23 protein-coding genes are annotated in these 25,062 nt (G+C 32.0%); 9 read left to right on the forward strand and 14 right to left on the reverse strand.

Annotated elements, in window-relative coordinates:
- The first annotated feature begins 313 nt into the window (after window positions 1-313).
- Window positions 314-1,558 carry a DUF6242 domain-containing protein gene (locus FHK87_RS03600; protein ID WP_140589894.1) on the forward strand — a complete coding sequence of 415 codons (1,245 nt, stop codon included), beginning with the start codon at window positions 314-316 and terminating at the stop codon, window positions 1,556-1,558.
- 314 nt (window positions 1,559-1,872) lie between these two features.
- On the opposite strand, the gene FHK87_RS03605 is transcribed toward FHK87_RS03600, so the two are convergent.
- Window positions 1,873-3,843 carry a putative porin gene (locus FHK87_RS03605; protein ID WP_140589897.1) on the reverse strand — a complete coding sequence of 657 codons (1,971 nt, stop codon included), beginning with the start codon at window positions 3,841-3,843 and terminating at the stop codon, window positions 1,873-1,875.
- 148 nt (window positions 3,844-3,991) lie between these two features.
- Between FHK87_RS03605 and FHK87_RS03610 the strand changes: the two genes are divergently transcribed.
- Window positions 3,992-4,591 carry a ribonuclease HII gene (locus FHK87_RS03610; RefSeq protein WP_140589900.1) on the forward strand — a complete coding sequence of 200 codons (600 nt, stop codon included), beginning with the start codon at window positions 3,992-3,994 and terminating at the stop codon, window positions 4,589-4,591.
- Between the two features lie 151 nt (window positions 4,592-4,742).
- Window positions 4,743-7,211, forward strand: coding sequence for a hypothetical protein (locus FHK87_RS03615; protein ID WP_140589902.1), 2,469 nt, complete (start codon window positions 4,743-4,745; stop codon window positions 7,209-7,211).
- A gap of 23 nt (window positions 7,212-7,234) precedes the next feature.
- Here FHK87_RS03615 and lipB read toward each other — a convergent pair whose 3' ends face one another.
- Both lipB and FHK87_RS03625 read right to left on the reverse strand, forming a co-directional pair.
- Entirely contained in the window at window positions 7,235-7,948 is a 714-nt protein-coding gene (gene lipB / locus FHK87_RS03620; RefSeq protein ID WP_140589904.1) for a lipoyl(octanoyl) transferase LipB, read from the reverse strand.
- Between the two features lie 87 nt (window positions 7,949-8,035).
- Window positions 8,036-8,194 carry a YqaE/Pmp3 family membrane protein gene (locus tag FHK87_RS03625; protein ID WP_140589908.1) on the reverse strand — a complete coding sequence of 53 codons (159 nt, stop codon included), beginning with the start codon at window positions 8,192-8,194 and terminating at the stop codon, window positions 8,036-8,038.
- 349 nt (window positions 8,195-8,543) lie between these two features.
- Between FHK87_RS03625 and FHK87_RS03630 the strand changes: the two genes are divergently transcribed.
- From FHK87_RS03630 to lysS, 3 genes are all read left to right on the forward strand, one after another.
- Complete coding sequence (locus FHK87_RS03630; RefSeq protein ID WP_140589910.1) at window positions 8,544-9,602, forward strand: response regulator transcription factor; 1,059 nt, start codon at window positions 8,544-8,546, stop codon at window positions 9,600-9,602.
- A gap of 105 nt (window positions 9,603-9,707) precedes the next feature.
- Complete coding sequence (locus FHK87_RS03635; protein WP_140589912.1) at window positions 9,708-10,604, forward strand: thioredoxin family protein; 897 nt, start codon at window positions 9,708-9,710, stop codon at window positions 10,602-10,604.
- Between the two features lie 70 nt (window positions 10,605-10,674).
- The gene (gene lysS, locus FHK87_RS03640; RefSeq protein WP_140589915.1) at window positions 10,675-12,363 is read left to right on the forward strand and encodes a lysine--tRNA ligase; all 1,689 of its coding nucleotides are present in this window, start codon (window positions 10,675-10,677) and stop codon (window positions 12,361-12,363) included.
- Window positions 12,364-12,483: 120 nt separating this feature from the next.
- On the opposite strand, the gene FHK87_RS03645 is transcribed toward lysS, so the two are convergent.
- On the reverse strand, window positions 12,484-14,241 hold the full coding sequence (locus FHK87_RS03645; protein ID WP_140589918.1) for an alkaline phosphatase D family protein: 1,758 nt from the start codon (window positions 14,239-14,241) through the stop codon (window positions 12,484-12,486).
- A gap of 223 nt (window positions 14,242-14,464) precedes the next feature.
- On the opposite strand from FHK87_RS03645, the gene FHK87_RS03650 reads away from it, so the two are divergent.
- On the forward strand, window positions 14,465-15,082 hold the full coding sequence (locus tag FHK87_RS03650) for an SPOR domain-containing protein (RefSeq protein WP_140589920.1): 618 nt from the start codon (window positions 14,465-14,467) through the stop codon (window positions 15,080-15,082).
- A 67-nt stretch (window positions 15,083-15,149) separates the two neighbouring features.
- On the opposite strand, the gene FHK87_RS03655 is transcribed toward FHK87_RS03650, so the two are convergent.
- From FHK87_RS03655 to yiaA, 7 genes are all read right to left on the reverse strand, one after another.
- Complete coding sequence (locus FHK87_RS03655; protein WP_140589923.1) at window positions 15,150-15,497, reverse strand: DUF6515 family protein; 348 nt, start codon at window positions 15,495-15,497, stop codon at window positions 15,150-15,152.
- Between the two features lie 75 nt (window positions 15,498-15,572).
- Window positions 15,573-16,046, reverse strand: a complete 474-nt coding sequence (locus FHK87_RS03660) for a DinB family protein (RefSeq protein WP_140589925.1) — start codon at window positions 16,044-16,046, stop codon at window positions 15,573-15,575.
- Between the two features lie 79 nt (window positions 16,047-16,125).
- Window positions 16,126-16,584, reverse strand: a complete 459-nt coding sequence (locus FHK87_RS03665; protein ID WP_140589928.1) for an SRPBCC family protein — start codon at window positions 16,582-16,584, stop codon at window positions 16,126-16,128.
- A complete protein-coding gene (locus tag FHK87_RS03670; RefSeq protein ID WP_226294068.1) occupies window positions 16,559-16,948 on the reverse strand; it encodes an ArsR/SmtB family transcription factor in 390 nt (129 codons plus the stop codon). Before FHK87_RS03670 ends, FHK87_RS03665 begins: the two co-directional genes overlap by 26 nt.
- Before the next feature lie 167 nt (window positions 16,949-17,115).
- On the reverse strand, window positions 17,116-17,709 hold the full coding sequence (locus tag FHK87_RS03675) for a GDYXXLXY domain-containing protein (protein ID WP_140589930.1): 594 nt from the start codon (window positions 17,707-17,709) through the stop codon (window positions 17,116-17,118).
- Window positions 17,710-17,720: 11 nt separating this feature from the next.
- The gene (locus tag FHK87_RS03680; RefSeq protein ID WP_140589933.1) at window positions 17,721-18,998 is read right to left on the reverse strand and encodes a DUF2157 domain-containing protein; all 1,278 of its coding nucleotides are present in this window, start codon (window positions 18,996-18,998) and stop codon (window positions 17,721-17,723) included.
- Window positions 18,999-19,132: 134 nt separating this feature from the next.
- On the reverse strand, window positions 19,133-19,597 hold the full coding sequence (gene yiaA, locus FHK87_RS03685) for an inner membrane protein YiaA (protein ID WP_140589935.1): 465 nt from the start codon (window positions 19,595-19,597) through the stop codon (window positions 19,133-19,135).
- A 169-nt stretch (window positions 19,598-19,766) separates the two neighbouring features.
- On the opposite strand from yiaA, the gene FHK87_RS03690 reads away from it, so the two are divergent.
- Together FHK87_RS03690 and FHK87_RS03695 are read left to right on the forward strand one after the other, a co-directional pair.
- Window positions 19,767-21,251 (forward strand): hypothetical protein, encoded by a 1,485-nt coding sequence (locus FHK87_RS03690; protein WP_140589938.1) that lies wholly within the window; start codon window positions 19,767-19,769, stop codon window positions 21,249-21,251.
- A 167-nt stretch (window positions 21,252-21,418) separates the two neighbouring features.
- Window positions 21,419-21,961: a TIR domain-containing protein gene (locus FHK87_RS03695; RefSeq protein ID WP_140589941.1), complete on the forward strand. Its 543-nt coding sequence runs from the start codon at window positions 21,419-21,421 to the stop codon at window positions 21,959-21,961.
- A 288-nt stretch (window positions 21,962-22,249) separates the two neighbouring features.
- Here FHK87_RS03695 and FHK87_RS03700 read toward each other — a convergent pair whose 3' ends face one another.
- Genes FHK87_RS03700 through FHK87_RS03710 form a run of 3 tightly spaced genes read right to left on the reverse strand, consistent with a single transcriptional unit; the run spans window position 22,250 to window position 25,062 of the window.
- A complete protein-coding gene (locus tag FHK87_RS03700; protein WP_140589943.1) occupies window positions 22,250-22,816 on the reverse strand; it encodes an adenylate kinase family protein in 567 nt (188 codons plus the stop codon).
- Between the two features lie 30 nt (window positions 22,817-22,846).
- Window positions 22,847-24,133 carry a glutamate-1-semialdehyde 2,1-aminomutase gene (hemL, locus tag FHK87_RS03705; protein WP_140589945.1) on the reverse strand — a complete coding sequence of 429 codons (1,287 nt, stop codon included), beginning with the start codon at window positions 24,131-24,133 and terminating at the stop codon, window positions 22,847-22,849.
- 17 nt (window positions 24,134-24,150) lie between these two features.
- Complete coding sequence (locus FHK87_RS03710; protein ID WP_140589947.1) at window positions 24,151-25,062, reverse strand: glucosaminidase domain-containing protein; 912 nt, start codon at window positions 25,060-25,062, stop codon at window positions 24,151-24,153.

A 25,062-nucleotide genomic window follows, 5' to 3' on the forward strand; every position in this document is an offset into this window, starting at 1 on the left:
GGGTGCAAACATACAACCCTTTTTTAAATCAACAACAAAAAAATTACCTTTTTTTAACCAAAAAAAATAACAAAAATCTTAACACTCTAGTAACCTTAGCTTTACAATAAAAATAATCCTCAAAATAAAATCGCTTTTTTCTGAAACAGGTGTAAACACCTTGATTTTTATTCTAGAAAATAGAGTATTGATGAACACTCATATTTTTTACATACCAAACTTAAAGTTGAATAAAAACTCCTAGATGTAGTAGTTTTTTTACTAAATCGTGAATATAGATTTGTTTTTACTACAAACAATACCAATTTATATTATGTACACACGCTTTTTTTTAATTTTAGTATTTATAATTACCAATTCCGTTTATATAAGTTGTAGCAGCAGCGATGATTCTATAGTCGATGATCCTGGTTCTTCTGTTAATTTTGAGAATGCTTTGCTCAAAACCTTTCCTTTGTCTGAAGTTGATCCTGGTTCTGAGGAACGCTTTTCTACTGAACAACCTACGTTGGTTAATGGAGTTCCTCAAAATAAAGGAAAGATCACAATACAGATTTCTTATACAGAAGTATCTAAATTTAGTCTCAAACAAGTTGAGTTTAATTCTTCGGATTTTAGTATTTCTCCAGAGGTAGGGGAACCAAGTATTATTCCTAATCAGATTATTACTTATACCATAACTTCTACCAAAGACTCTTCTATTTCTTTGCAATACGATGTACTAGTTACCATTAAAGAAGTAAATCCCGGGGATGAAATGTTGGGGATTACGAGTTTTCGTTTTCTAAAAGACAATAATAGCACCCTTGATAAGGACATTAATAGTTTTGAAATCAGAGAAGAGAACACTGTTCCACATATTCGTAATGCTAGAATTGCAATTGTTGTCCCTCCGGGAACTGATTTTTCTAATCTCACTCCTACTATAAATTTTAAAGGCAGTTCTCTGACTTATCATACAGACACAGATGGTAATGATTCAGATTTTAAAGAATTTACCAATGAAACATCCTTAGATTTCAAATACCCAAACATTATCACTTTTAGAATTTACAATAGTAATAAATCAAAATCTTATACTGTTCCTATTTATGTAGATGTTAAAAACCCTATTGTTTTTGATGAATCTAGAGTTACCCTCAATAATGGAAATACAGTATCCAGAGACAATTTATTTGATAATGTTGTTGAATTTACAAATCAAGGGAATTACCCAATTACCGCTAGCCGTATTAATGCTTCTGAAATAAAAATTACGGAGACTCCAGAAGTGAACTCGGTAAACTACTATCGTAATATTAGCTTAAGGTCTGGCAAAATAATACATGCCGGGAAAAAAGGAAGATTAGTCGTTCAAACCAACTTTCCTGCAAATTTTGTTGGGCCGGGGTTTCCGGGTATTAAAGAATATATTGTTAATGCCAAGTTTGAAACTGTGCTTAATGTTACTAATGAAGAAATTGATCTTCTACCTTTTTCTATCCGTTCAACAGATTTTCACATATACGATCCTGTCGATATAGAAATAATAGCTAAAGTATTTGTATTTGAAACATAATCATTCATTCACTTTATATGTATAATTCCAAATGCTCTGGTTATAAGAATCTAATCAGAGCATTTTTTTACTTCTTTTGAATACTATAGTACTTTTATTGAAAACCCTATGAATGAATATATTTAAAATACCAAACTTTTTGAGGATTACTTACTATTTATCTATTCCAAAAAAGACAAAAAACATTCAACTTTGTTCATGAAAATGATTGATAGATCGCTTTTAAATTCTCGAAACAAGAAGTTTCAATTATTTATACAATTATACTTATAATTATATAAATCAAATCTTATATGTGGTCTAAAAGCAAAACATTACAAAAAGAAATTCCAAACTAAACCAAAACGTAATACTGCATCTCTTGTAGCATATCCGGGAGCAGAAAACTCATTGTTTTGCATGAAAGCTTCTCCTATGTTTTCAAATTTTAAGTAAATACGCGTTTGTCTAACTTTGGCATTGAAAAAGATATCAAACTGAGGAAAACCTCCTATTTCTTCTTCATTTTGAACATAAAATTCTGCCAAAACAGGATCATAGGCATCTGCCGTATAGCTTGTAAAATATTTAAATGTCACTCCCGTCTGTAAGAAAAGTGCTCTTTTAAATAAATGATTTTGATAATACAATGTGTTTCTTGTTACGATATCAGGAACATTATAAATCTGGTCTCCTCCTTGAACATTTTGATACATTACTGTATTATTAAGTCCAAAATTACGAAATGTTAGATCCTGACTTAACTTAACCTTCAGCACATCGATATTATCAGAAAATTGATCTGGCTCTATAATTCCTTCCGAATTTTGGTTGAAATATGTATAATTTTTGATCGTGGAGTATTCAGCTTGAATTTCAGCAAATTTCTTTGCCTTAAGATTTACTTGAATTTTTTGAGTCTCGGTATTATCGAGATCATTTTGCCAATTGTAATTTACATAATCACTTTGATATAAAAGAAAATTATAATTTGGCGCTACAGAACTGGTTCCTATTTTGGCTTCGATCTGATACTGTTCATTTAATTCATATCCCGCTCCGGCATTAAAATAATTGCCTGTAAAATCTCCTGACACAATCGTCATCCCATCTGCAAATAGTTGAAATCCCCTATAATTATTATGATACTCTCCTCCTATAGTAAATATATCTCCTTTAATTCTGTTTGTAATATTGGTCAAGTTCCCCAAAGTATCAACTTGTGTCAAGATTGAGTTATACCCATAATTATAATTAGAGTTACCTCCTTTTATTTTAAGATTACCCAACCATGTATTCGTAAAATCAATAAACAACTGGTTACTCAAATCTTCTAGTGCTACATTATCAGAGATAGCTGCTGCCACGTATGCCTCTCCCAGTAATCCATTTGGTGCTATTGCGGCCTGGTCGTATGTATATCTCTTGTCTGTAAGATCGAGAATATGCCCTATTGATAACCCTGTATCGGTACTATCTGTTTTTTTGATTATTGAATATTCGTGGTTTACATATGTTCTTCTACCTACAAGTTTATTTTCTGCATCTTCAAAATTTACTGAAATAGCGCCTCTATCTGAAAATTCGCTTTCTTCTCCTACAAACGCCCCTCTACCTAGATACTGATCTAAACCTTCTTCTGAGAGTCCTCCATTCTCTTCATTAAGTAAGTCTTGTGATACAAAATGAGCTTTCATTTTATATCGTTCATTTTTGGTATAATAACTAGCTGTTGCTCTAAAGTTCCCTGTACTTGTTAGCGCATGTTGAAATTTACCAAGAGAACGCACTCCTTTGTATGCGATAGATAAATTTAATCTAGGCGAAGTATTTACCGTAAAAAATGCATCTAATTGTTGTCCTTGCTCAAAAGTAGTTCTAAAATATAATTCTGTAAGTGGTGTTGGAACAAGATAATAGTTAATATCTTCTGCTTCCATAAAATTAAAATGCCTAGATCTCGCTCCAAAAAGTGGTAAGACATGGTCTCGTTCTGTTCTTTTTGCTAAACTATTATAAGATTGTCCGACATTATGAATAGGCAACAACTCAAAATCATCTCTCCTTAAATAATTAAATTTATAGTCTTTTTGAATTGTAAGGGTCGTATCTACATAGGTTGTATCGTTATCAACAGTAATAATCCTATAAGATGTAACAGGAGGTCTCTCTCTTTCATCTTCCTGATTTCTTAGCGACTTAAAGTCTCCTTCTTCTCCCTCTGGTTCTGATTCTTGATTTTGATTTTGTGCGCAAACAACCGAAACCACCAATACCAAAAATGTAAATATTATGTTTTTTCTCATTAGAATATTCAACTGTGGCAAAAATATACTTTTTTACTGAAAGTAAGTACTCATCATTATTTATACTAAAACGATATTTTTGTGACTTTGATTATAGATTCTATCAAATAGTTTTTTTGAAACTAAACTCATACTGTATATTCGTAACATGCTTAAATTAAAATTAAATCAAAATGTTTTAGAATGCGGCACAGATGAAGCCGGAAGAGGATGTCTTGCGGGCCCAGTTACTGCTGCTGCTGTAATTTTGCCAGATGATTTCAAAAATCAAATACTCAACGATTCTAAACAACTAAGCGAAGCGAAGCGACAAAAATTAAAACCTTTATTAGAAGACTGTTCTTTGTCATATGGTGTTACACATATTTTTATGGAAGAAATTGATAAAATCAATATTTTGAATGCATCTGTTTTAGCTATGCAAAAAGCAATTGCTCAATTATCTCCTCAACCTGAGCATATCATTGTAGATGGAAACAAATTTAAACCTTATCATAATATACCTCATACTTGCGTTATAAAGGGGGATGGTAAATTTTTAAATATTGCAGCTGCATCGGTACTGGCAAAAACATATCGAGACGAATTTATGGAAAAAATACATGAAGAATTCCCGATGTATAATTGGAAAAAAAATAAAGGATACCCTACAAAAGAACATAGAGAAGCCATACGAAAGTATGGTATAACAAAATATCATCGAAAAAGTTTTAGATTATTACCAGAGCAGCTTACAATAGATTTTTAATACCCTTTTTTATATTGAAAAATATAAAAATACAAGTATATCAAAGTTTTAATCTATTTTATTGAATTAGATTTTAATAATTTATAAATCATAAATGTTGAAATTTTTACCTTTGAGAACTAATTTACAGATTATAAAACGCACGCTTACTATGAAAAAAATAGCTATTCTTATTTTATTATTATCTGCTATTTCTTGTAAAAAAGTATCAAAAACTTCTAATTCTTTAATCGATCACATTCCCAAAGACACCCAGATTGTTATAAAAATTAATGATTTAGAAAAAGCTTCGAGCAAACTTAGAGATAATTATCTGATAAAGAATAATACTAAAATAGATTTCATAGACTATTTTAAAAATCTATTTATTTTAGAGAAAACACAACAAAAAGAAGCGTTATTATGTTTTTCTCCTGTCGGAAAAAGTAATTTTGAATATACTTTTATTTCAAAATTTGACCCTTCGATTATAAAAAAAGATTCTTTGAATACTAATACAATAGAAACCATTAGTTATTCTAATAAAGAAATATATAAAATCACATCAAAAGGTCAATCATTTTTTGCTACTCAACAAGATAGTATTTTGGTGGCTTCTTCTTCTCAATTACTCGTTGAAAACGCTATACGATTACATGCTAATCCTATTCCTGTAAACGGAGATTTACAAAAAGTTTACGATGTATCCGGAAATGATAATATTTTATCCTTACTCGTCAATGGAAAACGATTACAGAATATTCAAAAAACATTATTGCCAAATGATAGTATAGATGGGCTCAAAAACTTTAGTGGATGGATATCTGTTGATGCCACTGTTGATCAAAATGCAATGTTCTTAGATGGCATTGCTATTGAAAAAGATTCTTTATCTAGTACCATAGGAATATTTGATAGTACCATTCCTCAAGAAAATCGTATTTCTCAAGTAACTCCTATTACAGCAAAGGGGTTTGTCTCTTTTACATATGATGATTTTCCTGTTCTAAAACGTAATTTATCTCTTGCTCAAGAAAGAGCTATTGAAGACATGCCAACTGTTTTGGATAATATCTTGTCAAGTGTATCTGAAGTTGGGATGATTTTTATGGATAAAGAAGAAGCGTTATTAATTAATTCTCTGGATATCGAAACTTTACAAGAAGACCTATCCGGAAAAAAAACAGAAACATATAGAGGTATTACTATCTATAAATATGATGATCCATCTTCTTTTTCAAAAGTACTTACACCGCTGATTTCGGATTTTGAAGCTAACTATTACTTTATCAAAGATGAATTTGTAATTTTTGGCGCTTCGGTGAATGTCCTTAAGGATATTATAGCCAATATTTTAAATCAAACTTTGCTTCACCAACAGGAGTATTATAAAAACACCATCAAAGACTTATCCGATGAATCTTCTATTTTAATGGCAGGTACTACAAAAAGTCTAAAAAGTTTTATTGCAGAAAACTCAAATAGCAAATACCAAGAACAATGGAAAAACTTGGACGATAAAGGATACCAAATTGGAATTTTACAAATTGTTAAAGAAAATGATTTTGCACATATTCATGGAGTCTTACAAAAAAATATTGCGCGAGGTTCTGCAACTTCGGTAACTCAGACAGCTTCTACAACATTAGAAAGTAAGGTACTTAACAATCCTGTTCTTGTTAAAAACCATAGAACAAAAGGTATGGATATTGCCATACAAGATATAGAGAATAATCTATATCTTATTTCTGATAAAGGTGCTATCTTTTGGAAAAAACAAATTGATGGAGAAATACTAGGTAAAATTCAGCAAATTGATATTTATAAAAATGGTAGATACCAACTACTATTTAATACTGCAAATACATTGTATTTATTAGATCGAGACGGAAAAGACGTAAAACCATATCCTAAAGCATTCGACAAACCCATTACGCAACCTTTATCTCTTTTTGATTATGATAAAAACAAAAGGTATCGTACTGTTATTACCCAAGGTAATGCTGTTACCATGTTCAATGCAGAGGCTGATGTTGTGACCGGCTTTAGGTTTAAAGGTACAGAGACTGATCTTATTCTACCTCCTAAACATATCCGAATCGGCTCTAAAGACCATATTTTATTAACTGAAAAAAATGGAAAACTTACTATTCTTGACAGATTAGGAAGAACAAGAGTTGATGTAAAAGAAAAAATTGATTTTTCTAATAATGAATGGTACCAATACCTTGACAAATTTACTTCGATCAGCAAAGATGGAACTATGATTCAAATCCAAAAAGATGGTAAAGCTGTAAAACAAAATATCGGTTTAGAAAAGAACAGTAAAATTGTAGCTACTAATAAGACGCTGGTTACAATGCATGAGAACAAATTATCGATAAAAGGAAAAACTATCGAATTAGATTTTGGAGTGTATACCAAGCCTATATTATATTATATTAATGACAAAATATATGTAACTGTTACCGATATACAAACCAAAAAAGTCTACCTATTCGACAGCAATGCCGAACTGTTCCCTAATTTTCCAGTATACGGAAGTTCTGCTATTTACATGGGGAATATGGATAAAGACCCTAACCTTGAATTTGTCGTACAAGGAGAAGATAATAGTGTGTTGATATATCAGGTTAACTAAAATAATATATCTAAAGAAAAAGACTAAACAACCTCTTTTTGTATTAATTCTGCTTCAAAAAGAGTAGTAAAGTGTTTGAGTAGTTTACTTTTCACTTCTTCTTCGTCAACTTTTTCTAATCCTAATTCTACATTAAGGGAGGTTACTGCTTTTCCTCTAATACCACAAGGAATAATATTGTCAAAATATCCTAAATCTGTATTAATATTAAAGGCAAAACCATGCATGGTAACCCATCTACTTGCTCGTACACCCATTGCACAGATTTTACGAGCAAAAGGAGTACCTACATCTAACCATACTCCGGTTTCTCCTTCACTTCTTGTTCCTACAATACCATATTCTGCAAGCGTAAGAATAATCATTTCTTCTAGAAATCGAAGATATTTATGAATATCAGTAAAAAAATTATCTAAATCCAAAATAGGATATCCAACAATTTGCCCAGGACCGTGATACGTGATATCCCCTCCTCTGTTTATTTTATAAAATGTTGCTCCTTTTTCTTTGAGTTGCTCTTCGGATAATAATAAATTACTGATATCACCACTCTTACCTAATGTATACACATGTGGATGCTCGACAAAGAGAAAATAATTTGATGTTTGCAAACCGGCGTCCTCTCTACGGTTCTTTACTTTTGTGTCTAAAATATGTTTAAAAAGATCTTCTTGATACTCCCAAGTTGTTTTAAAATCCTTTCTCCCTAGTTCTCTTACTTCAATATTCTTGTTCATGCATCTATCTTTTATAAAAAATATTCAATTACATTTCTACAAAAATAAGGATTTTGATATTATGGAGCAGCGCTCAGAAGATTGAGATCAGGAATTGGGGTTATTGAGGATTACCAACGCTGCGATAGTACCGGGAACCCAACCACATAACGTAAGTAATAAAACGATTAGAACAGAACCACATCCTTTGTCTATAATAGCCAAAGGTGGAAAAAAGATAGCAAGTACAACTCTCCAAAAACTCATTGATTGATATTATATTTTAAAATTAAGTGTTATATCTATATGTAGTCAAAACACCTGCAATGTTACAAGTATAGGTACAAAATAAGACAATAATCCTCAGAATAATTTCGAAAAATACAGTCAAATGATCAAGTAACAAAGGTAAAATCTCTTAAATAGCGTCCCATCACTTTCAAAAAAACTAAAAAATGTTTTATAATTAGGTTACTGAAATAAACTTTTTTCAACATAACGCAAGTTATCGTTACTATGCTATTATCATATTGTATTGATATAACATTTTATTTTGTTCATTTTTTTAAACCTACAATGAGTTAATTTTAGATATTTTAAATAATTTTAGCACACCATGAGAATATACTTTATCATCATTTTGATAACCTTTACTATATGCAATACAGGTGTTGCACAGTATAATTTTTCAGGCTTTGTACATCAGGAACATACTTCTGTAGAAGTTTATTTATCTCTTATTGAAGACTATAGACAATTATCAGGTGTTTATCCCGAACAGATCATCCAAAAAACAGTTTGCGATTCTACAGGATATTTTAGTTTTTCAGGAGATAATTTACCTGTAGACAATAGAATTTATAAAATACATATAGAAAATTGTTCAAATCAGGAGCAAAAATTAGTTCATTTTGATGGTTTTTGTCCTGATAGTAAAGAGATTCTCTTCATTGCCCATAATAAAGACAGTATTTCTTTACCATTTTCTTTTGATACAGAGGTTTTTTGTAAAGTTGTTTCCAGTAATGAAAAGAGTGATGCTTTTATTAAAGTAGATTCTATAGTTGAGGAGATGCGATTTGCTTTTACTACTTACAGAAGTGAAACCAACCGCAAATTGAACTCTCAAAAATGGTTTTCTACGTTACAAAAATATGCACAAGAGACTCAAGAACCTTTGGTGGGATTATATGTATATGCTTTTGTATCAAACAAATCAAACCGTTTGCATTCTTTTTATCTCAAAGACTTAAAAAACAATTCTTTTTATCAAGAGGTGTTAGCACAGCTTAAAACAGTATATCCAAATAGTCCATACACCACTCAATATGAATCAGAGCTAGCTTCAGATACATTTATTGCGCTTCCAAAACAACCCAATAGGGCATCATATTGGATATGGGTTCTTGTTGGCCTACTCATTATTTCCTTAACTTTTAATATGTATCAATATTCAAAATCCAAAAACAAAAAAGTTTTGAATGCGATTGAAAATCAATTGACACAACAAGAAGAAAAAGTACTTCAACTAATTCTAAACAATAAAACAAACAAAGAGATTGCTTCATCAATGTTTGTAAGTGTAAGTACTGTAAAAACACATATCAACAACTTATACAAAAAACTAAAAGTCTCTTCTAGAGACGAAGTTAAATCCCTATATATCAAACGGTAGAAAAAATCCACCTGGGTTCTAGTACCGGTTTCAACCCTTACTTTATTCAGATTTTATCTTTCAATTTAGAATTTTATTTCAGCGAATTCAAAAAATCTGAATATTATGAAAAAACACACATTTCTCACATTATTATTAATTGTGCTTTATAGTACTAGCTATGCACAAGTATTTAACCACGAAGTTATTCAACAAGATCAACCCCCTATGCTTTTGGGCAAAATCAACAACGAAAAACTTTCGACAGCTCCTTATGATCAATGGTTTTTAAAAAATTATGATGACTATGCACCTCAAGAAAATAGTGTAATTACTCTAAAAACACTATTACCAAAATATACCATATCTATTTTTATGGGAACATGGTGTGGGGATAGTAAGAGAGAGGTCCCTCGTTTTTATAAAATATTGAAGGAAAGCAATTTTCCATTAGATCGATTAACCACTGTAGCTGTAGGTCGAAACAGAGAAGATTATAAACAAAGCCCTGGAGGAGAACAAGAAGGTTTAGGCATACATAGAGTTCCTACTTTTATAATATATAAAGATGGGAAAGAAGTCAATCGAATTGTTGAATCTCCAAAAAACACACTTGAAAAAGATCTTATCGATATCATTACAAAAGAGTATACTCCAAACTATGAGTCTGTACAACTTATGCATGGTATTATTTCTGAACATGGTATTGACTACCTCAACAAAAATACTCAAGAAACTATAGATCTATTGAAACACAAAACCACATCTCTTTATGAATTGAATACTTATGCAAGTGTACTATTCTATTCTCATAAACAAAATGATGCATTAGCAGTATTACACTTCAATACATTATTATTCCCTGAAGAAGCAGATGTTTATATTAGTCTTGCCAAAAAATATGATCAATTAAAGAATGTAAAGAAGGCTATCACCTACTACAAAAAAGCATTACAATTTGAAGATAATTCTAAAATAAAAGATAAAATCAAAGAATTGCAGCAGCGACCAAATCAAGGGTAAAAGTTTTTTGAGAAGACTTTTCTTTAAATTCTTCAAATACTATACTTTTGTGCCTTAAAATGTAGAATTTATGCAACTATCAGAACAAGAACTTGTAAGAAGAGAGAAATTAAAAGCTTTGCGAAACATGGGCATCAATCCTTATCCTGCTGCTCAATACCCTGTAAATCACACCTCAAAACAGGTTAAAGCTAATTTTGAAGAAGGTAAAAAAGTAATTATCGCTGGTAGGTTAATGTCTAGAAGAATACAAGGTAAGGCTTCTTTTGCCGAAGTACAAGATGCAGATGGACGCATACAGGTATATTTTAACAGGGATGAGATTTGTCCCGGAGAAGACAAAACACAATACAACGAGATCTACAAGAAATTATTAGATATCGGAGACTTTATTGGTGTAGAAGGAGAACTTTTTACTACTCAGGTAGGAGAAAAAACAATACTTGTCAAAAACTTTACGGTATTAAGCAAGGCTTTAAGGCCTTTACCTCTGCCTAAAAAAGATCAAGAAGGTAACGTATATGACGAATTTAATGATCCTGAGCAACGTTACCGACAACGATATGCTGACCTGGCTGTAAACCCTCATGTAAAAGAAGTTTTTGTGAAAAGAACTAAGCTATTCAATGCGATGCGTAGTTTTTTTAATGATCGTGAATATTTTGAGGTAGAAACTCCGATTTTACAACCAATTCCTGGTGGAGCTGCAGCACGTCCTTTTGTAACTCACCATAACTCTTTGGATATTCCTTTATATATGCGTATTGCCAATGAGTTATATCTAAAAAGATTAATTGTTGGTGGTTTTGATGGTGTTTATGAATTTTCTAAAAACTTTAGAAATGAAGGAATGGATAGAACCCATAATCCTGAGTTTACAGCGATGGAAATCTATGTTGCCTACAAGGATTATAACTGGATGATGGAGTTTTGTGAGCAATTATTAGAACATTGTGCTATTGCAGTAAACGGTACTACTACTGCTACTTTTGATGGTCATGAAATTGATTTTAAAGCTCCATATGCAAGAGTGACTATGGCAGATTCTATTAAACACTTTACAGGATTTGATATCACCGGAAAATCTGAAGATGAAATCAGACAAGCTGCTGTAGAAATGGGAATACAAGTTGATGAGACGATGGGTAAAGGAAAGCTTATCGACGAGATTTTTGGAGAAAAATGTGAGGGCAACTATATTCAACCTACATTTATAACTGACTATCCTAAAGAAATGAGCCCTTTATGTAAAGAGCATCGTGATAATCCTGAATTAACCGAACGTTTTGAATTGATGGTTTGTGGTAAAGAAATAGCCAATGCTTATTCTGAGCTTAATGACCCTATTGATCAAAGAGAACGTTTTGAAGATCAATTAAAGTTGAGCGAAAAAGGAGATGATGAGGCTATGTTTATCGATCACGATTTTATAAGAGCGCTAGAATATGGTATGCCTCCTACTTCTGGAATGGGTATTGGTATGGATCGATTGATTATGTATTTAACCAACAACCAATCAATACAAGAAGTTCTGTTCTTTCCGCAAATGAAACCGGAGCGCAAAGCCGTTGCCATTAGTGATGAAGCAAAGGGTATTCTGAAAATCTTAAAAGATGCAGAAAAACTTCCTCTAGATGATCTTAAAACTCAATCTGGATTAAGTAATAAGAAATGGGATAAATCTGTGAAAGAACTTACTAAAAATAAACTTGCTAAAGTAACCAAGACAGAAACTTCTCTAGATATAGAAATTGTATAGATTAAGGATAGTCTTCTAAATTCCTAACTCTAAAACCAACAATCTCTAACAGCTACAGAATAATTTAAAAATAAAAACGCAACCAAATATTGGTTGCGTTTCCCCCTATTAAAAACAATTCTAACTATACGACACTGTATTTCCTACAGTTTCTGTATAACCTTCTTGGGCAATCGTATTGATAAAATTCCATTGCGCCTCGGCATTACCTGCCGTAAATGTTACTTTGAGATATCCTCTATTAGAAGCATCTGTATATTGTAAATCATCTATGAGTATTTGTAATGATTGTTCAAAACCTTTGACCTGTTCTACTGAACCAAGTCCTACATATTGTTCTAGACCCGGCGAGGTCACTGATGACGTTGCAAACTCGACTCCTACTTCTTTGCCTGTCAAATCTTTGAGTTTATTATGCCAAGCGTTATGAGTATCTCCTGCCAAACACACTAATTTTTTATCCCCTAATGCCTGATATAGTTTTTCTCGTTCTGCAAAATATCCGTCCCAGGCATCAAGGTTATAAGGTACTACGTTTGTAACTCTAGCTTTTTCTTCATCTGTAAGTGTAGCATCATTTGCCAAAATTCTTGACTTGATCTCAGTAAGATCTTGCAATGTTTTCTGAAAAGTCGCTGCTGTTTCATCAGAGATTCCTCCTGTGGCAGAAACTTCTCCTATAATTCTGCCCAGTAGAATAAGTACTTCTGCCGGCATAAACATTTTACCCATCAATACTTGTTGTCCCAGTACTTGCCAAGAAGCACTGCTCCCAGACACTACTCCCGATAACCAGCTCAACTGTTCTGTTCCCAGTAAACTCCTATTAGGATCTTGAAGCGCAGCTTGAAAAGCTGCTCCGTCCAATTGCCCTGTTGTAGTATCAATAAAAGTACCAAAAGCAAGTTGCTCATCTCTACCAATAATTCTGGTATCTAGCATATGTAAACTTAAAAGTGATCCAAAATCGAAAGATCTGTATATTTTCTCCAGATTATCAGGATTATCAAATCTAAGAGGTAAAAACTCGCTATATACTTGCAAAGCTACTCTTTTTCTTTCTTCATAAGACCCTTCACTTGCATCGTGATTTTCTGCCCCGTCTTTATAAGCATCATTAGTAATCTCATGATCATCCCATACGCAAATAAATGGCTTTTTTTGATGCGCTAGCTGTAATTGAGAATCACTTCTATATTGCTTGTAGCGTTCTCTATACTCTTCTAATTTAATAATTTCGGTAGATGGTTTGTGCGTTCTGCCTAATCGTTCTGTATTTTCGTTTGTTCCATATTCTCCATCTGCATATTCGTAAATATAATCCCCTAGGTGTACAATAACATCTGCATCAGAATTTGCCATAGCACCATATACATTAAATAAGCCGGCTGCATAATTTGCACAAGAACATACTGCTAATTTTACATTTGCAACACTGTCTCCTGCCGCTGGTAAGGTTATTGTCTCTCCAACTGCAGAAACTGCTTTAGATTCGGCGTTAAAAAATCTATAATAAAATTTACTGTTAGATTGTAGTTCCCTTACATCTACAGCGATAGTATAATCACGTTCTTTTGAAGTTAAGAACTCTCCGCTTCGTGCAATATTTTCAAAATTTTCGTCTGTAGCTACTTGCCAATTAATTGAGATACCTTCTGCCACAGATTCTTTGCTTTCTGGCGTATAGCGACTCCATATAATTACACTTGTACCAGTAGGATCAAAACTTGCAATACCTTCAAAAAAGTTATTTTTAGTAAGATCAGGAATTTCTATATCAGGCCCTTCATCATCATCACTGCAGCTGATATATACAGATGCTAACATAAGGCCCCCAGTAGCTAAAATTGATTTTTCAAAAAATTTTCTTCTATCCATTTCAATGATTTTTGTTCGTCCCTAAAGGTATTGGGGGATAACAACCTTAATGTTATGTATGGATTAAATAAACCTTAATAATCTTATGTTAAAAGCATACTTCCATATATCAACTTTAATCTTATTTTATGTGTCTCATAACAACTTGTTAACATGTTGATTATTCGTAAAGCTTGGATTTTTATCAGAATCATTTATATTTGAAGCATTAAATACTAATCAAATGCCTTTTATAACAGACGCAGAGTTAAAGAATTATAAAGATCAAATCGAAAATGCCGATGAGGCAAAACGTACCGCAGAGTATATTCATAAAAAAGCAATTGAAGGAGAAAAAGAGAAAGCTAAAAAGTTTAAAATTGCAACCATTATTTTAGGAATAATAGCCATACTCGGTGTCGCCGGAACAGTTTATTTTATGAATTTTAACACTCCTGCAAATATGATCACTCAAAAAGATCACAAATCTGCTCTGAGTCTAAGAGATTCTAAAATAAATGAACTGAAAGAAACGATTCAAAACCTTTCGATGAATCAAGAAATTCAAGCCGATGGGGGTACTGCTACTCAAGTTTCCAAAACAGGAACTTTGACAGGTCAAATAATATATGCTGTTCAGATTGGAGCTTTTGAGGATAAAAATTTGTCTTTATATTCTGAAAATTTTGTCAATTTTAAAGAAATTAAAAGCGAAGGGTTTAATAAGTATGCTTTAGGTAATTTTGAAACACTCAATGAAGCTAAAGAATTCAGAAGAGAATTGGTAAGATTAGGGTTTAGTAATGCTTTTATTGGATCGTATCAAAACGGACAACGCATTAAAATTGAAGAAGCCTGGTAAAAAAACAAGAGACTTTTAAATAACATAAAAGCCTCTTTGTTGTAGTTATCAACCATCAATTCAATATCTATATAGTTACGATAATGTATCTCTCTCCGGATTTTTTGTAATGTACCCCATTACATCTGTAATATTTTACACCACGAATTTTCACATTTTTAGAACCTCTAGGCAGAGTTTTTACCCTAGCTCCCACAGGTGCTGCCACTTTTCTATAGCCTCTATTATTTTTTAAATACCAGACACCTCTGCTTCGATAATATTTTATATTATTATGCACAATCATTTTTGGATGGCGAATTTTGGTAATCACTATATCATTAGAGGGTCTCGTATGAACGGTAGTAGCACAAGATGTAGTTACTACTCCTAATAGCATAAAAACAGGCAATACAATGTTAAATAATCTTTTCATATCCTTTACAATTTTTGGGTTCCTATTTATTTAGACATCTACATTGTAAAAAGGTTTAATCGAAGATGAAAAAAATTAATCTGTGTGTTCTACTAACAGTTTTTTAATTAATACTATTTGACCCAGATGATAGTGTGTATGCTCTATTAGTCCTAAAAAATTCCGATAATAATTTCCATATTTTTTATCCACAAAATCATCCCATAACTTTTCTTCCGGAAACTTTTCTATCAACTCTGCTAATTTCTCTGTATAGTCCCAAGTTTCTTGTAACAATGCTTCCCAATCTTGAGGAGATTGAACAGGAGGGTGATCAAAACTATACTTGTCTTTGGCTTCTAGTGGTTTTCCTTCTAATACTCCTGCAACAGCTTTTATATAATACCCTGTGTGATATACCAAAGCTGCAATAGTATTAAGAGATTGTATTTGTTTTGTCGCTTGATCCCATGAAACACCTTCCAAGGTGTCTTTAAGGTTTGATATGCACCAGTTCCCACCAAAGTGAACATCACGTAGGTGTTTTGCTATTTGAGTAGTTGATTTCATAATTACGATTTGAATGTTATATCTCCAAAAGATTAAATTTCTAATTTTTAAGTCAAAATCACAAAAGCATGTTTTTACATTATTCTTCTTTTAAAAATTCTGCTAACCTATCAAAAACAGATCCCCAACCATTCATAATTCCTAATTTTTCTTGTTGTTTGCAGTATTCTTCTGTTTGGTGAACTACATTGAATGTAAAGTTAGTTTTGTTTCCATCTGCTTCAAAAAGAGCTTGTATTTCAACATTTTCGGTCATTGGTTTAAAATCCGCTGAAGAAATAATTTTCTCAAACTCCACAATTTCGGTATAAACTCCTTCAGAAATAAATTCGTTTCCGTTAGGCATCATCATACTATATCTCCATTTTCCACCCACTTTAAAATCGTGTTCCAAAACCTTTACATCCATTCCCTTTGGCCCCCACCATTTGGCAATATGCTCTGACTGTGTCCAAGCTTCCCAAACAAGTTGTATAGGAGCATTAAACGTTCTTTTTAATGTTACGGTTCGGTCATTTGTTTGATTTGTTTTTTCCATTTTCTTGAGTTTTAGATTGTAAATCGTTTAAATATGCTTCAAAAGAATCGAGTTTTTGTTCCCACAATTCTCGATATTGATCGATCCAAAGAAATGCAGGAACGAGATTTTTGGGCTCAATTTGGCAGAGTTGTTCTCTTCCTTGCTTATTAATTGTAATAATACCGCATTCTCTTAGTATTTTAAGGTGCTTTGAAACTGCGGGGCGACTGATGTCAAAGTTTTCGGCTATGGCATTCACAGTAAGCATCTCCTTCGCCAAAAGCGATATTATATCTCTTCGTATTGGATCTGCTATTGCTTGAAAAACATCTCTTCTCATAAAATTAGGTAACCAAATGGTTACAAATATAAACGTAACCATTTGGTTACACAAATATTTTTTATACAATTTTTAAAAAAGGATTGTCTCAACACTAAGAAAAACATAATGAAGCCTTCATAATATTATTTCATAAAAAAATAAAGCTCCAAAAGTCAATACAACTTTTGGAGCAAATATAGTATGCTCGAATACCACTTTTGACAACGCTAATTCGTTAGCAGAGAATCTTTTGTTTGTTCTACATATTTCTTGATCGGTATATCATCTATGAAAACATTATCCAGTACTGATTTTCCATCTTTAACATATACTAAACTGTATACCTTTTTTCTTAAGCGCCTTCTATTTGCCTTTCTATATGCAAGTTCTGCATCGTATGCTTTTGTTTCTTCCATATAAAATCTTGTAAAAGGTAATTCAAACATTACTTTTCCTTTGTATGAATCTGTTACTTTTGCCATTACAAAATCTGTATTCATATCTAAAGGTTTTTTACTAATTGTGTCTACTACAGCAAAGCCTGCTTGATCATTTTTAATATATACCCTTATATCATCTCCCGGCGCAAATGTGGTTAATGATGTGAATGTGGTGTCTGATGTGATAAAATATCTCATTTTATATTGTAGTGTGATATACTTTCCTCTGAATGGATCTGTAGGATCGATCGGCCTTGTTTTAAATTTATAAGGTGTTCCAGAAGTGATTACATTTTCGCTATCATGCATCATTTTAAAAGGAACAACAAGTTGTATCAAGGCTAGTACAATAAATCCAATAAACATATAATTAAGTTTCATTTTTCTTTTTATTAAGTATTACTTATTACTTTCTTTCTTTTTAGCATGATATAGTTTGAGAAAAAGAACCCCAACCCTACCAGAACAAATGCAAAACCTTTGAGAACAAAATTGATTTCTGTATCAAAGAATCTACATATGATTAGTATCGAAACGATTAAAAGTCCAAAATTAAGAAGTCCAAAATTAAATTTTTGCGCTCCTGATATCACTGTAGATACCCCTAATGCAAAAACGAGTAGGTTCATCAAAATAACAGGAATATTTTCTGTTTGATATAATAAAAAGTATATCAATACAAAAACAACAAAAGCAACTTGAAAAAGGTTTATAGATCGGATTCCTTTTCTAAAAATGTTGTATCCCAAAGCTAACAAGGCTATTGTACCCATTATGATAACATTAAAAAGTTCTCCCATATAGGATGAAACCTCGTCTAACAAATCTCCCCAAATCCACTGAAATGTTGTTACGACCAAAAGAATTATGGTACCCAAAGAACCTATTATCAAAAAACCATTACGTAATCTTTTTACTTCTTTAAATATTGAAAACTTACCAATATTATATAGGATTCCGAATGTAATTACATACAAAACAAAGACCATATGATCATGACTTCTAAAAAAGGTAAGCGATCCAATCATGAGACTTAAAGGCAGCATCCAACTAAAAATGGTTACTGCATTGCTCGATGCATTTCTTTTCAAAAGACTTATATAATATGGAAGTATTGATAAAAAGAAAGCCATATACACCCATGGTGCTTCTATAATCTTATGATCCCAAATCTTTGCGGCTAATGCATAATATGTACCTGTAAGCAATACAAGTAATGCCACGGCATGTGATCGTAATAGATATAATAATGGAATACAAAGTATTGTCCAAATGATAAGAAAAGAACTTAAACTTCCAGAAACATTATAAATCTGGCTTATCATCGAAATACTAGATCCTACAGTAAAAAAAAGGAATGTTCCCGAAGCTTCTTTCCAAGCTTTCCCCTTATTTTTAAATATAGAAAATCCTACCAAAGATTGTGCTATTACCAAAGGAGCAAAAGCAAAGATAGTTTTTGTAATCTTTGAAAAGTTATCCCAATTATGTGCGATCATCAGAATGATGCCAGAACCTATTAATAATGCTCCAAAAATTCCGAAAACCAAAAATAATAGATTAGGTTTTTCTTTATTTTTAGCGATATAGTATGCTTTAATTTTATTTGAAGTTTCAAGAGAAATGACATTATCTTGTACAAGTGTTTGTAATTCTTTATCCAATCTCATATCAAAAGATTTTTATTATAGACTTGATGTATTCTTATGTATTAAAAAATACGGCCGCAGCCACACGACCGTCTTCTTAATCATCAAAACAAGAAGCCAAGCTGTATTCCCCTTTGCAAGGCTTCTTCTCTTGATTATTGCTCTCTATTTTCTATAAACTTTTTATCTCTTGTGTTTTTTTGAACTGCAATTGCTGCAAACAAACTTAATGTAAAAGACATTCCATAAAATCCTTTTTCGCTAAGATCTAAGTCTGCATTCCACAATCCAATAACAAGTAATAAAATAGAGGCTAACGTAGTAAACCAACTAATCCCATAATATATGTCTGTAACGGGTATTCCTTCTAATCTATCTCTTACACTTTTTTGTACAGATACTGCAGAAAATAATCCAAACAAAAGAATTGTAAAATAGTACCCTTTTTCATTGAGTTCCATATAAGCATTCCATAATCCAATACAGTATGATGTCATCCCTATAAAGAGTGCTAACCACGATGCTGATATAAAAGCAGGTGTTGGTTTTACATTATACTCTTGTTTTTCGGTTTTCTCGTTTGTAATATCTGATGTATCACTATTAAATTTATGTTCCATTGTAATTGATTTTGATGATTATTTTATAGTTCAATTCAACGATACAAATGTGCAAGGATTCTATTGAAGGTGAAATTCAATTTTGCAATAAAACTTATGATATATTTCAAATCAATTTTCTATTTTATCAGTATTTATAGTATTTTTAAAAAATTAAACTTACTATATAATGAATACAATTTCTTCAATCATACAAACATTATCTGTAGAAGAAAAACGAAGTTTTATTTCTCTATTGAAGCAAAAAAACAAGAGAAATGACACCAAAAACATTCAATTATTTAAGATTTTAAGTACTACGACTATTACTCCAAAAGACATAGATATACAACTCTATGGCAAAAGTGCCAAAGGTGCTTATCATGCATTAAGTAAACGATTACATGATTCTTTAATCGATTTTGTAGCTTCCAAAAGTTTTGAAGGTGAAACTTCTGAAGAAATGGAAATTCTGAAACTACTAATAGCCGGCAGGATATTTTTTGAACAAAAGCAATATAAAATAGCATTTAAAACTATTGATAAAGCTGAAAAAAAAGCCAAATCATATGCCCTCTTTAGTATTTTGAATGAAATTTATTACTCACAAATTCAATATGCGCATCTTAATCCTTCTATCGAGCTAGAGACTTTATTAATTAAATTTAAGGACAACAAAAAACTATTACAATTAGAAGAAAATCTAAATTTATTTTATGCTACTGTACAGCATGAATTAAAAAAACAACATAAAGACGTAGTCACTACGATAGAAAAATCTTTAGATAGATTTGAGATTTCGATTACAAAAGATTTAACGTTTAGATCTCTTTACAAGCTCTTAGAAATTCTAAATAAGACAGCCTACATCACAAGAGATTATCAAACGATACTCCCTTTTGTAGAAAAAGTGTACACAACCATTGACAATAAAGAAAATCTTGCCGACAAGCATTTGTTTTATCATATCCAAATCCTGTATTATGTAGCAAACTTCTATTTTAGGAATAAGAACTTTAAAAAATCTATCGATTATCTTGCTATGATGTTGATTCAAATGAAAAAGCATCAATCAAAATATTACAAGCGTTTTTTTCCTCAATATACTTTATTACAAACATTAAACCTCAATTATACCTATCAAGCTCAAGAAGCCATACAGATATTAGACAGCTTTGAATATGAAAAATTTAAAGATCAAATTTCTTATATATTAGACTTAAAGCTAGGACTTGTTGTATGCCTTTTCCAACAACAAGAGTGCAAAAAAGCGCTTCATACACTCAATAGCTTCTATCATAGTGATCATTGGTATACAGAAAAGGCAGGTACTGCATGGGTTGTAAAAAAGAATCTTATCGAAATTCTATTGCATATCGACCTAGATCATATCGATTTGGTAGAATCCAGAGTTAAAAGTTTTAGGAAAAAACACCTTTCTTATCTCAAAGAAAATAATGAAGAACGTGTACTACAATTTTTAAAACTTTCTATACTATACCATAATAAACCAGAATTATCAGCCGATCAAGAGTTCAAAGAGATCATCAAAAACACACTCAACAAAAAAGAATTTCGAGAAGAGGATATTTTTGATTTAAGTTTTTATGCCTGGTTAAAAGCTAAAATCTATAGTACTAATCTTTATGAGACTACGTTAGCATTAGTTTCTTAATCGTCAGAGTAAACTATTGTCTGTTTTTATTCTATAAAAATCAATTAACCTTTTACACATTTATCGTTTTACAAATCATAAAGCTTTAACATCTTTTAATACAGTTTCTTACAACAAAAACAAGATGCAGAGCGTTATCACTAGAACACAAATCAGGGAAACAATTCATGAATATTATATCAAAATTCGAGTTGCTTCAGTTTAAAAATGCGGCAAGAATATATCTCAAAAGTATCGAAGAGAGTCTGCAACTTTTTAAAGAAGAGACCAAAAACCTAAAGATTCCCGTATTTATTGTATATCAAAAAGGTGAAGAAGAATTATTGGAGTGTGCAGTTAATTTTTTAAAATGTTTCGAGATATTAGTGTACGCGAATTGGGTAGATGAAGATATTCCTGAAAACAGTGATGACATTACCCAACAGCATATACAACAAAAACTTCAAGAATGCCAGAAACTCGTTTTTGTTGCTACAGAAGATGCTCTACAATCTAAATGGTTAAACTGGATATTACGGTATACAAAGACACAAAAAAACATAGCTGATATTGCTATACTGCCTATTAGAGAAGACTATGCAGATTATGGTGGGCTATCGCTTTTAGAAAGCTACGCCTATATACAAAAGAGTGATGTTGATGCTAAAACATATAATGTACAATTGAGTGATGGAAAAATTATAAGTGTCGAACACTGGCTATCTTCTTAATGAATATGTAATCCAAAATGAGTGTCTAACCTATTACTTATTTAGAATAATCCTAAGTCTCAATAAGTGTTCCCAGAAAACCAGAGATGTTTTCCGGAAATCCATGAATAATGCCAGAATACCTCTAATCATTTTTAAACTCAAAAGAGTCATTTCATAGATTCTGAGAACATTTTAAGTAAAATTGGAGTGTTGTTGATACCTTACAAAATTCCTTGTGATAAAGTTACTTTTACGTATTCTATATCTTAAAAAGATAGTTTCTATAAAAATCAATAACAAATAGGATTACCTCAGTTTATTATATATAACTTCATAGATATCTTTAATAGGCTGGTTTCCATCAATTTCAATTAAATTGATCCCTGATTGATTCATATAATCTATTGCAGGAATTGTAGAACTACTAAATTCGTTAATCCTCTTTATTACAACATCACTATTTTTATCATCTTTTCTATTTTCTTCTTCTGCTCGTTTTACAGCTCTTCTAAGAAGTTCTTGTTTAGAAACTTTTAAAAAAATAATATAATCGAAAGATGCATTATCCTTTTTTACTACATTTAGTAGATGCTTAGCTTGTTCTATATTTCGCGGATATCCGTCGAATAAAATCCCTTTTTCAGATTTATGACCGTGATAGAAATTTTCAACAATTTGCGCTACTAAACTATCAGGTGCCAATAAGCCTTTATCGCTATATTTTGAAGCTTTGATCCCTAATTCAGTTTTTCTTGCTTTCTCTTCCCTTAACACATCTCCAGTCGAAAGATGAATTAAATCAAAATCTCTTATTATTTGCTTACTTTGCGTTCCTTTTCCTGCAAGCGGCGGTCCAAAAATAATTATATTCATTGTTACAATTCTAATAAAATTAAACCGTATTTATAATATCTCTGCCACTTCTTCTACTGCTTTAATAGTTTCATCAAGATCTTCATAAGTCAATGCATCGGTAATAAACCAAGATTCAAAAGCACTTGGAGCAATATAAATACCGTTATCAAGCATCCCATGAAAGAACTTTTTGAAGGTATCATTATTTCCTTTTGCAGCAGCATCAAAATCAACAACCTTGTCTTCTGCAAAATGTACAGAAATCATAGAACCGATTCTATTAATCGTATGTGTTACTTTATGATTTGTAAGCGCATTTGCAATACCTTTATGCAAATATTCTGTCTTATCAGCAAGACTGGTAAATATTTCTGGTTTTGTATGTAGTTCTGTAAGCATTGCTAAACCGGCTGCCATAGCCAAAGGGTTACCACTTAAAGTTCCTGCCTGATACACAGGGCCTAATGGTGCTAAATGGTTCATAATTTCTGAACGTGCTGCAAAAGCCCCTACCGGTAATCCTCCACCAATCACTTTACCAAAAGTTACAATATCTGCATTGACTCCTAGGAGTTCCTGAACACCTCCCTGTGCCAATCTGAAACCGGTCATCACCTCATCAAATATCAACAAAATATTATGAGTATCGCAAAGCGTTCTAAGCTCTTCTAAAAATCCATCTATAGGAGGAATACATCCCATATTACCCGCAACAGGTTCTATGATCACACATGCAATTTCACCTTGATTAGAAGACATGATTTCTTCTACATGTTTGATATCATTATATCTTGCAAGCAATGTATCTTTTGCAGTTCCTTGTGTCACTCCCGGACTATTAGGACTACCAAAAGTAACGGCTCCACTACCTGCTTGAATTAAAAAAGAATCACTATGCCCGTGATAGCACCCGGCAAACTTAATGATCTTGTCTTTACTGGTATATCCTCTAGCTAACCTTACTGCACTCATACAAGCTTCTGTACCTGAGTTTACAAATCGTATTTTATCAATATTAGGTACCATTTGCACAGCCAATTCGGCTATTTGCGTTTCAATTTCGGTAGGCATTCCGAAACTGGTTCCCTTTTTAGCTTTTTCTACAACAGCTTCTACAACAGGTGGATGTGCATGCCCCAGAATCATTGGGCCCCAAGAATTGATATAATCGATTAAACGATTGTTATCCTCATCATATAAATATGCACCTTTGGCTTCTTTTACGAATATAGGATCGCCTCCAACTGCTTTAAAGGCTCTAACCGGAGAATTAACCCCTCCAGGGATAACTTTTTGCGCTTCTGCAAACAACGCGCTGCTTCTTTTGTAAATCAAGTGTGTAAAGTTTATGACTAGTTAAAATCTTCTTCCTCTTCTGCTGCTGCAACTCTAAGTACTTGTCCAATCTTAATAGTGTTATCAGAAAGATTATTGAATACTTTAAGTTTTTCGACAGTTATTTTATATCTTCTGGAGATCGAATATAATGTATCTCCTTTTCTTACAATATGTTCTCCATCATTAGAAGTTGGTATTGTTTGTACCTCTTCTTCTTTTTTCACTATCGTTTTCACCTCTTTTGTACTTTCTACTCTGGTATATTTTCTTTTCTTTGAACCTAATACTTCATCATCAAATTCATATAGCTGATAGCGTTCTATAATCGATATTAGTTTTTCAGGATATTTCTTGTCGGTTGCATATCCAGCAGCTCTAAGTCCTCTAGCCCAAGATTTGTAGTCTTTTTGCTTGTATGTAAAGAGTTTTGCATATCGTTTTCTATTTTTTAGAAATAACGAATGATCTCTAAAAGACTCACTTGCATATTTATATTTTCTAAAACACTCTTGAGAACGATCATCATCATGATATACACGAGCCCCTTGCCAATCATGACATTTGATTCCAAAGTGATTATTTGCTCTTTGTGTTAGGTCTCCATACCCGGCACCCGACTCGAGAATCCCTTGGGCTAATGTGATACTAGCAGGAATCCCATATGTTTTCATCTCATCTTTGGCAATACCAGAAAACTCGTAAATGTAACGTTGTACTTTATCTTTGTATGACAATACCGGAGCAACTTTTTTAGGAGTCGCAGGAGTAGTTTTTCTAGAAGGAATTACTCTTGTACTTCGCTCTATTCGGTTTACAGAAGTAGGTCGAGAGTTCGTTTTTGACCTTTGGGTTATTACTGTTTTCTTTCCTCCACAAGAAGAGACCAAAAACCCAAGTATGCCTAGCAATACGATAAGTTTCTTCAT

The sequence above is a fragment of the Aquimarina algicola genome, assembly GCF_006443095.1.
GTDB classification, from domain to species: Bacteria; Bacteroidota; Bacteroidia; order Flavobacteriales; family Flavobacteriaceae; genus Aquimarina; species Aquimarina algicola.

Excerpts from the sequence above, each read along its gene's own strand:
- FHK87_RS03610 (WP_140589900.1), top strand. The coding sequence starts at position 3,992 with ATGCTTAAATTAAAATTAAATCAAAATGTTTTAGAATGCGGCACAGAT.
- FHK87_RS03630 (WP_140589910.1), top strand. The coding sequence starts at position 8,544 with ATGAGAATATACTTTATCATCATTTTGATAACCTTTACTATATGCAAT.
- FHK87_RS03650 (WP_140589920.1), top strand. The coding sequence starts at position 14,465 with ATGCCTTTTATAACAGACGCAGAGTTAAAGAATTATAAAGATCAAATC.
- FHK87_RS03645 (WP_140589918.1), bottom strand. The coding sequence starts at position 14,241 with ATGGATAGAAGAAAATTTTTTGAAAAATCAATTTTAGCTACTGGGGGC.
- FHK87_RS03670 (WP_226294068.1), bottom strand. The coding sequence starts at position 16,948 with ATGGTTACGTTTATATTTGTAACCATTTGGTTACCTAATTTTATGAGA.
- lipB (WP_140589904.1), bottom strand. The coding sequence starts at position 7,948 with ATGAACAAGAATATTGAAGTAAGAGAACTAGGGAGAAAGGATTTTAAA.
- FHK87_RS03700 (WP_140589943.1), bottom strand. The coding sequence starts at position 22,816 with ATGAATATAATTATTTTTGGACCGCCGCTTGCAGGAAAAGGAACGCAA.
- FHK87_RS03690 (WP_140589938.1), top strand. The coding sequence starts at position 19,767 with ATGAATACAATTTCTTCAATCATACAAACATTATCTGTAGAAGAAAAA.
- FHK87_RS03665 (WP_140589928.1), bottom strand. The coding sequence starts at position 16,584 with ATGGAAAAAACAAATCAAACAAATGACCGAACCGTAACATTAAAAAGA.
- FHK87_RS03605 (WP_140589897.1), bottom strand. The coding sequence starts at position 3,843 with ATGAGAAAAAACATAATATTTACATTTTTGGTATTGGTGGTTTCGGTT.
- FHK87_RS03615 (WP_140589902.1), top strand. The coding sequence starts at position 4,743 with ATGAAAAAAATAGCTATTCTTATTTTATTATTATCTGCTATTTCTTGT.
- FHK87_RS03625 (WP_140589908.1), bottom strand. The coding sequence starts at position 8,194 with ATGAGTTTTTGGAGAGTTGTACTTGCTATCTTTTTTCCACCTTTGGCT.
- FHK87_RS03695 (WP_140589941.1), top strand. The coding sequence starts at position 21,419 with ATGAATATTATATCAAAATTCGAGTTGCTTCAGTTTAAAAATGCGGCA.
- yiaA (WP_140589935.1), bottom strand. The coding sequence starts at position 19,597 with ATGGAACATAAATTTAATAGTGATACATCAGATATTACAAACGAGAAA.
- FHK87_RS03710 (WP_140589947.1), bottom strand. The coding sequence starts at position 25,062 with ATGAAGAAACTTATCGTATTGCTAGGCATACTTGGGTTTTTGGTCTCT.
- FHK87_RS03600 (WP_140589894.1), top strand. The coding sequence starts at position 314 with ATGTACACACGCTTTTTTTTAATTTTAGTATTTATAATTACCAATTCC.
- FHK87_RS03680 (WP_140589933.1), bottom strand. The coding sequence starts at position 18,998 with ATGAGATTGGATAAAGAATTACAAACACTTGTACAAGATAATGTCATT.
- FHK87_RS03655 (WP_140589923.1), bottom strand. The coding sequence starts at position 15,497 with ATGAAAAGATTATTTAACATTGTATTGCCTGTTTTTATGCTATTAGGA.
- FHK87_RS03675 (WP_140589930.1), bottom strand. The coding sequence starts at position 17,709 with ATGAAACTTAATTATATGTTTATTGGATTTATTGTACTAGCCTTGATA.
- FHK87_RS03635 (WP_140589912.1), top strand. The coding sequence starts at position 9,708 with ATGAAAAAACACACATTTCTCACATTATTATTAATTGTGCTTTATAGT.
- FHK87_RS03660 (WP_140589925.1), bottom strand. The coding sequence starts at position 16,046 with ATGAAATCAACTACTCAAATAGCAAAACACCTACGTGATGTTCACTTT.
- lysS (WP_140589915.1), top strand. The coding sequence starts at position 10,675 with ATGCAACTATCAGAACAAGAACTTGTAAGAAGAGAGAAATTAAAAGCT.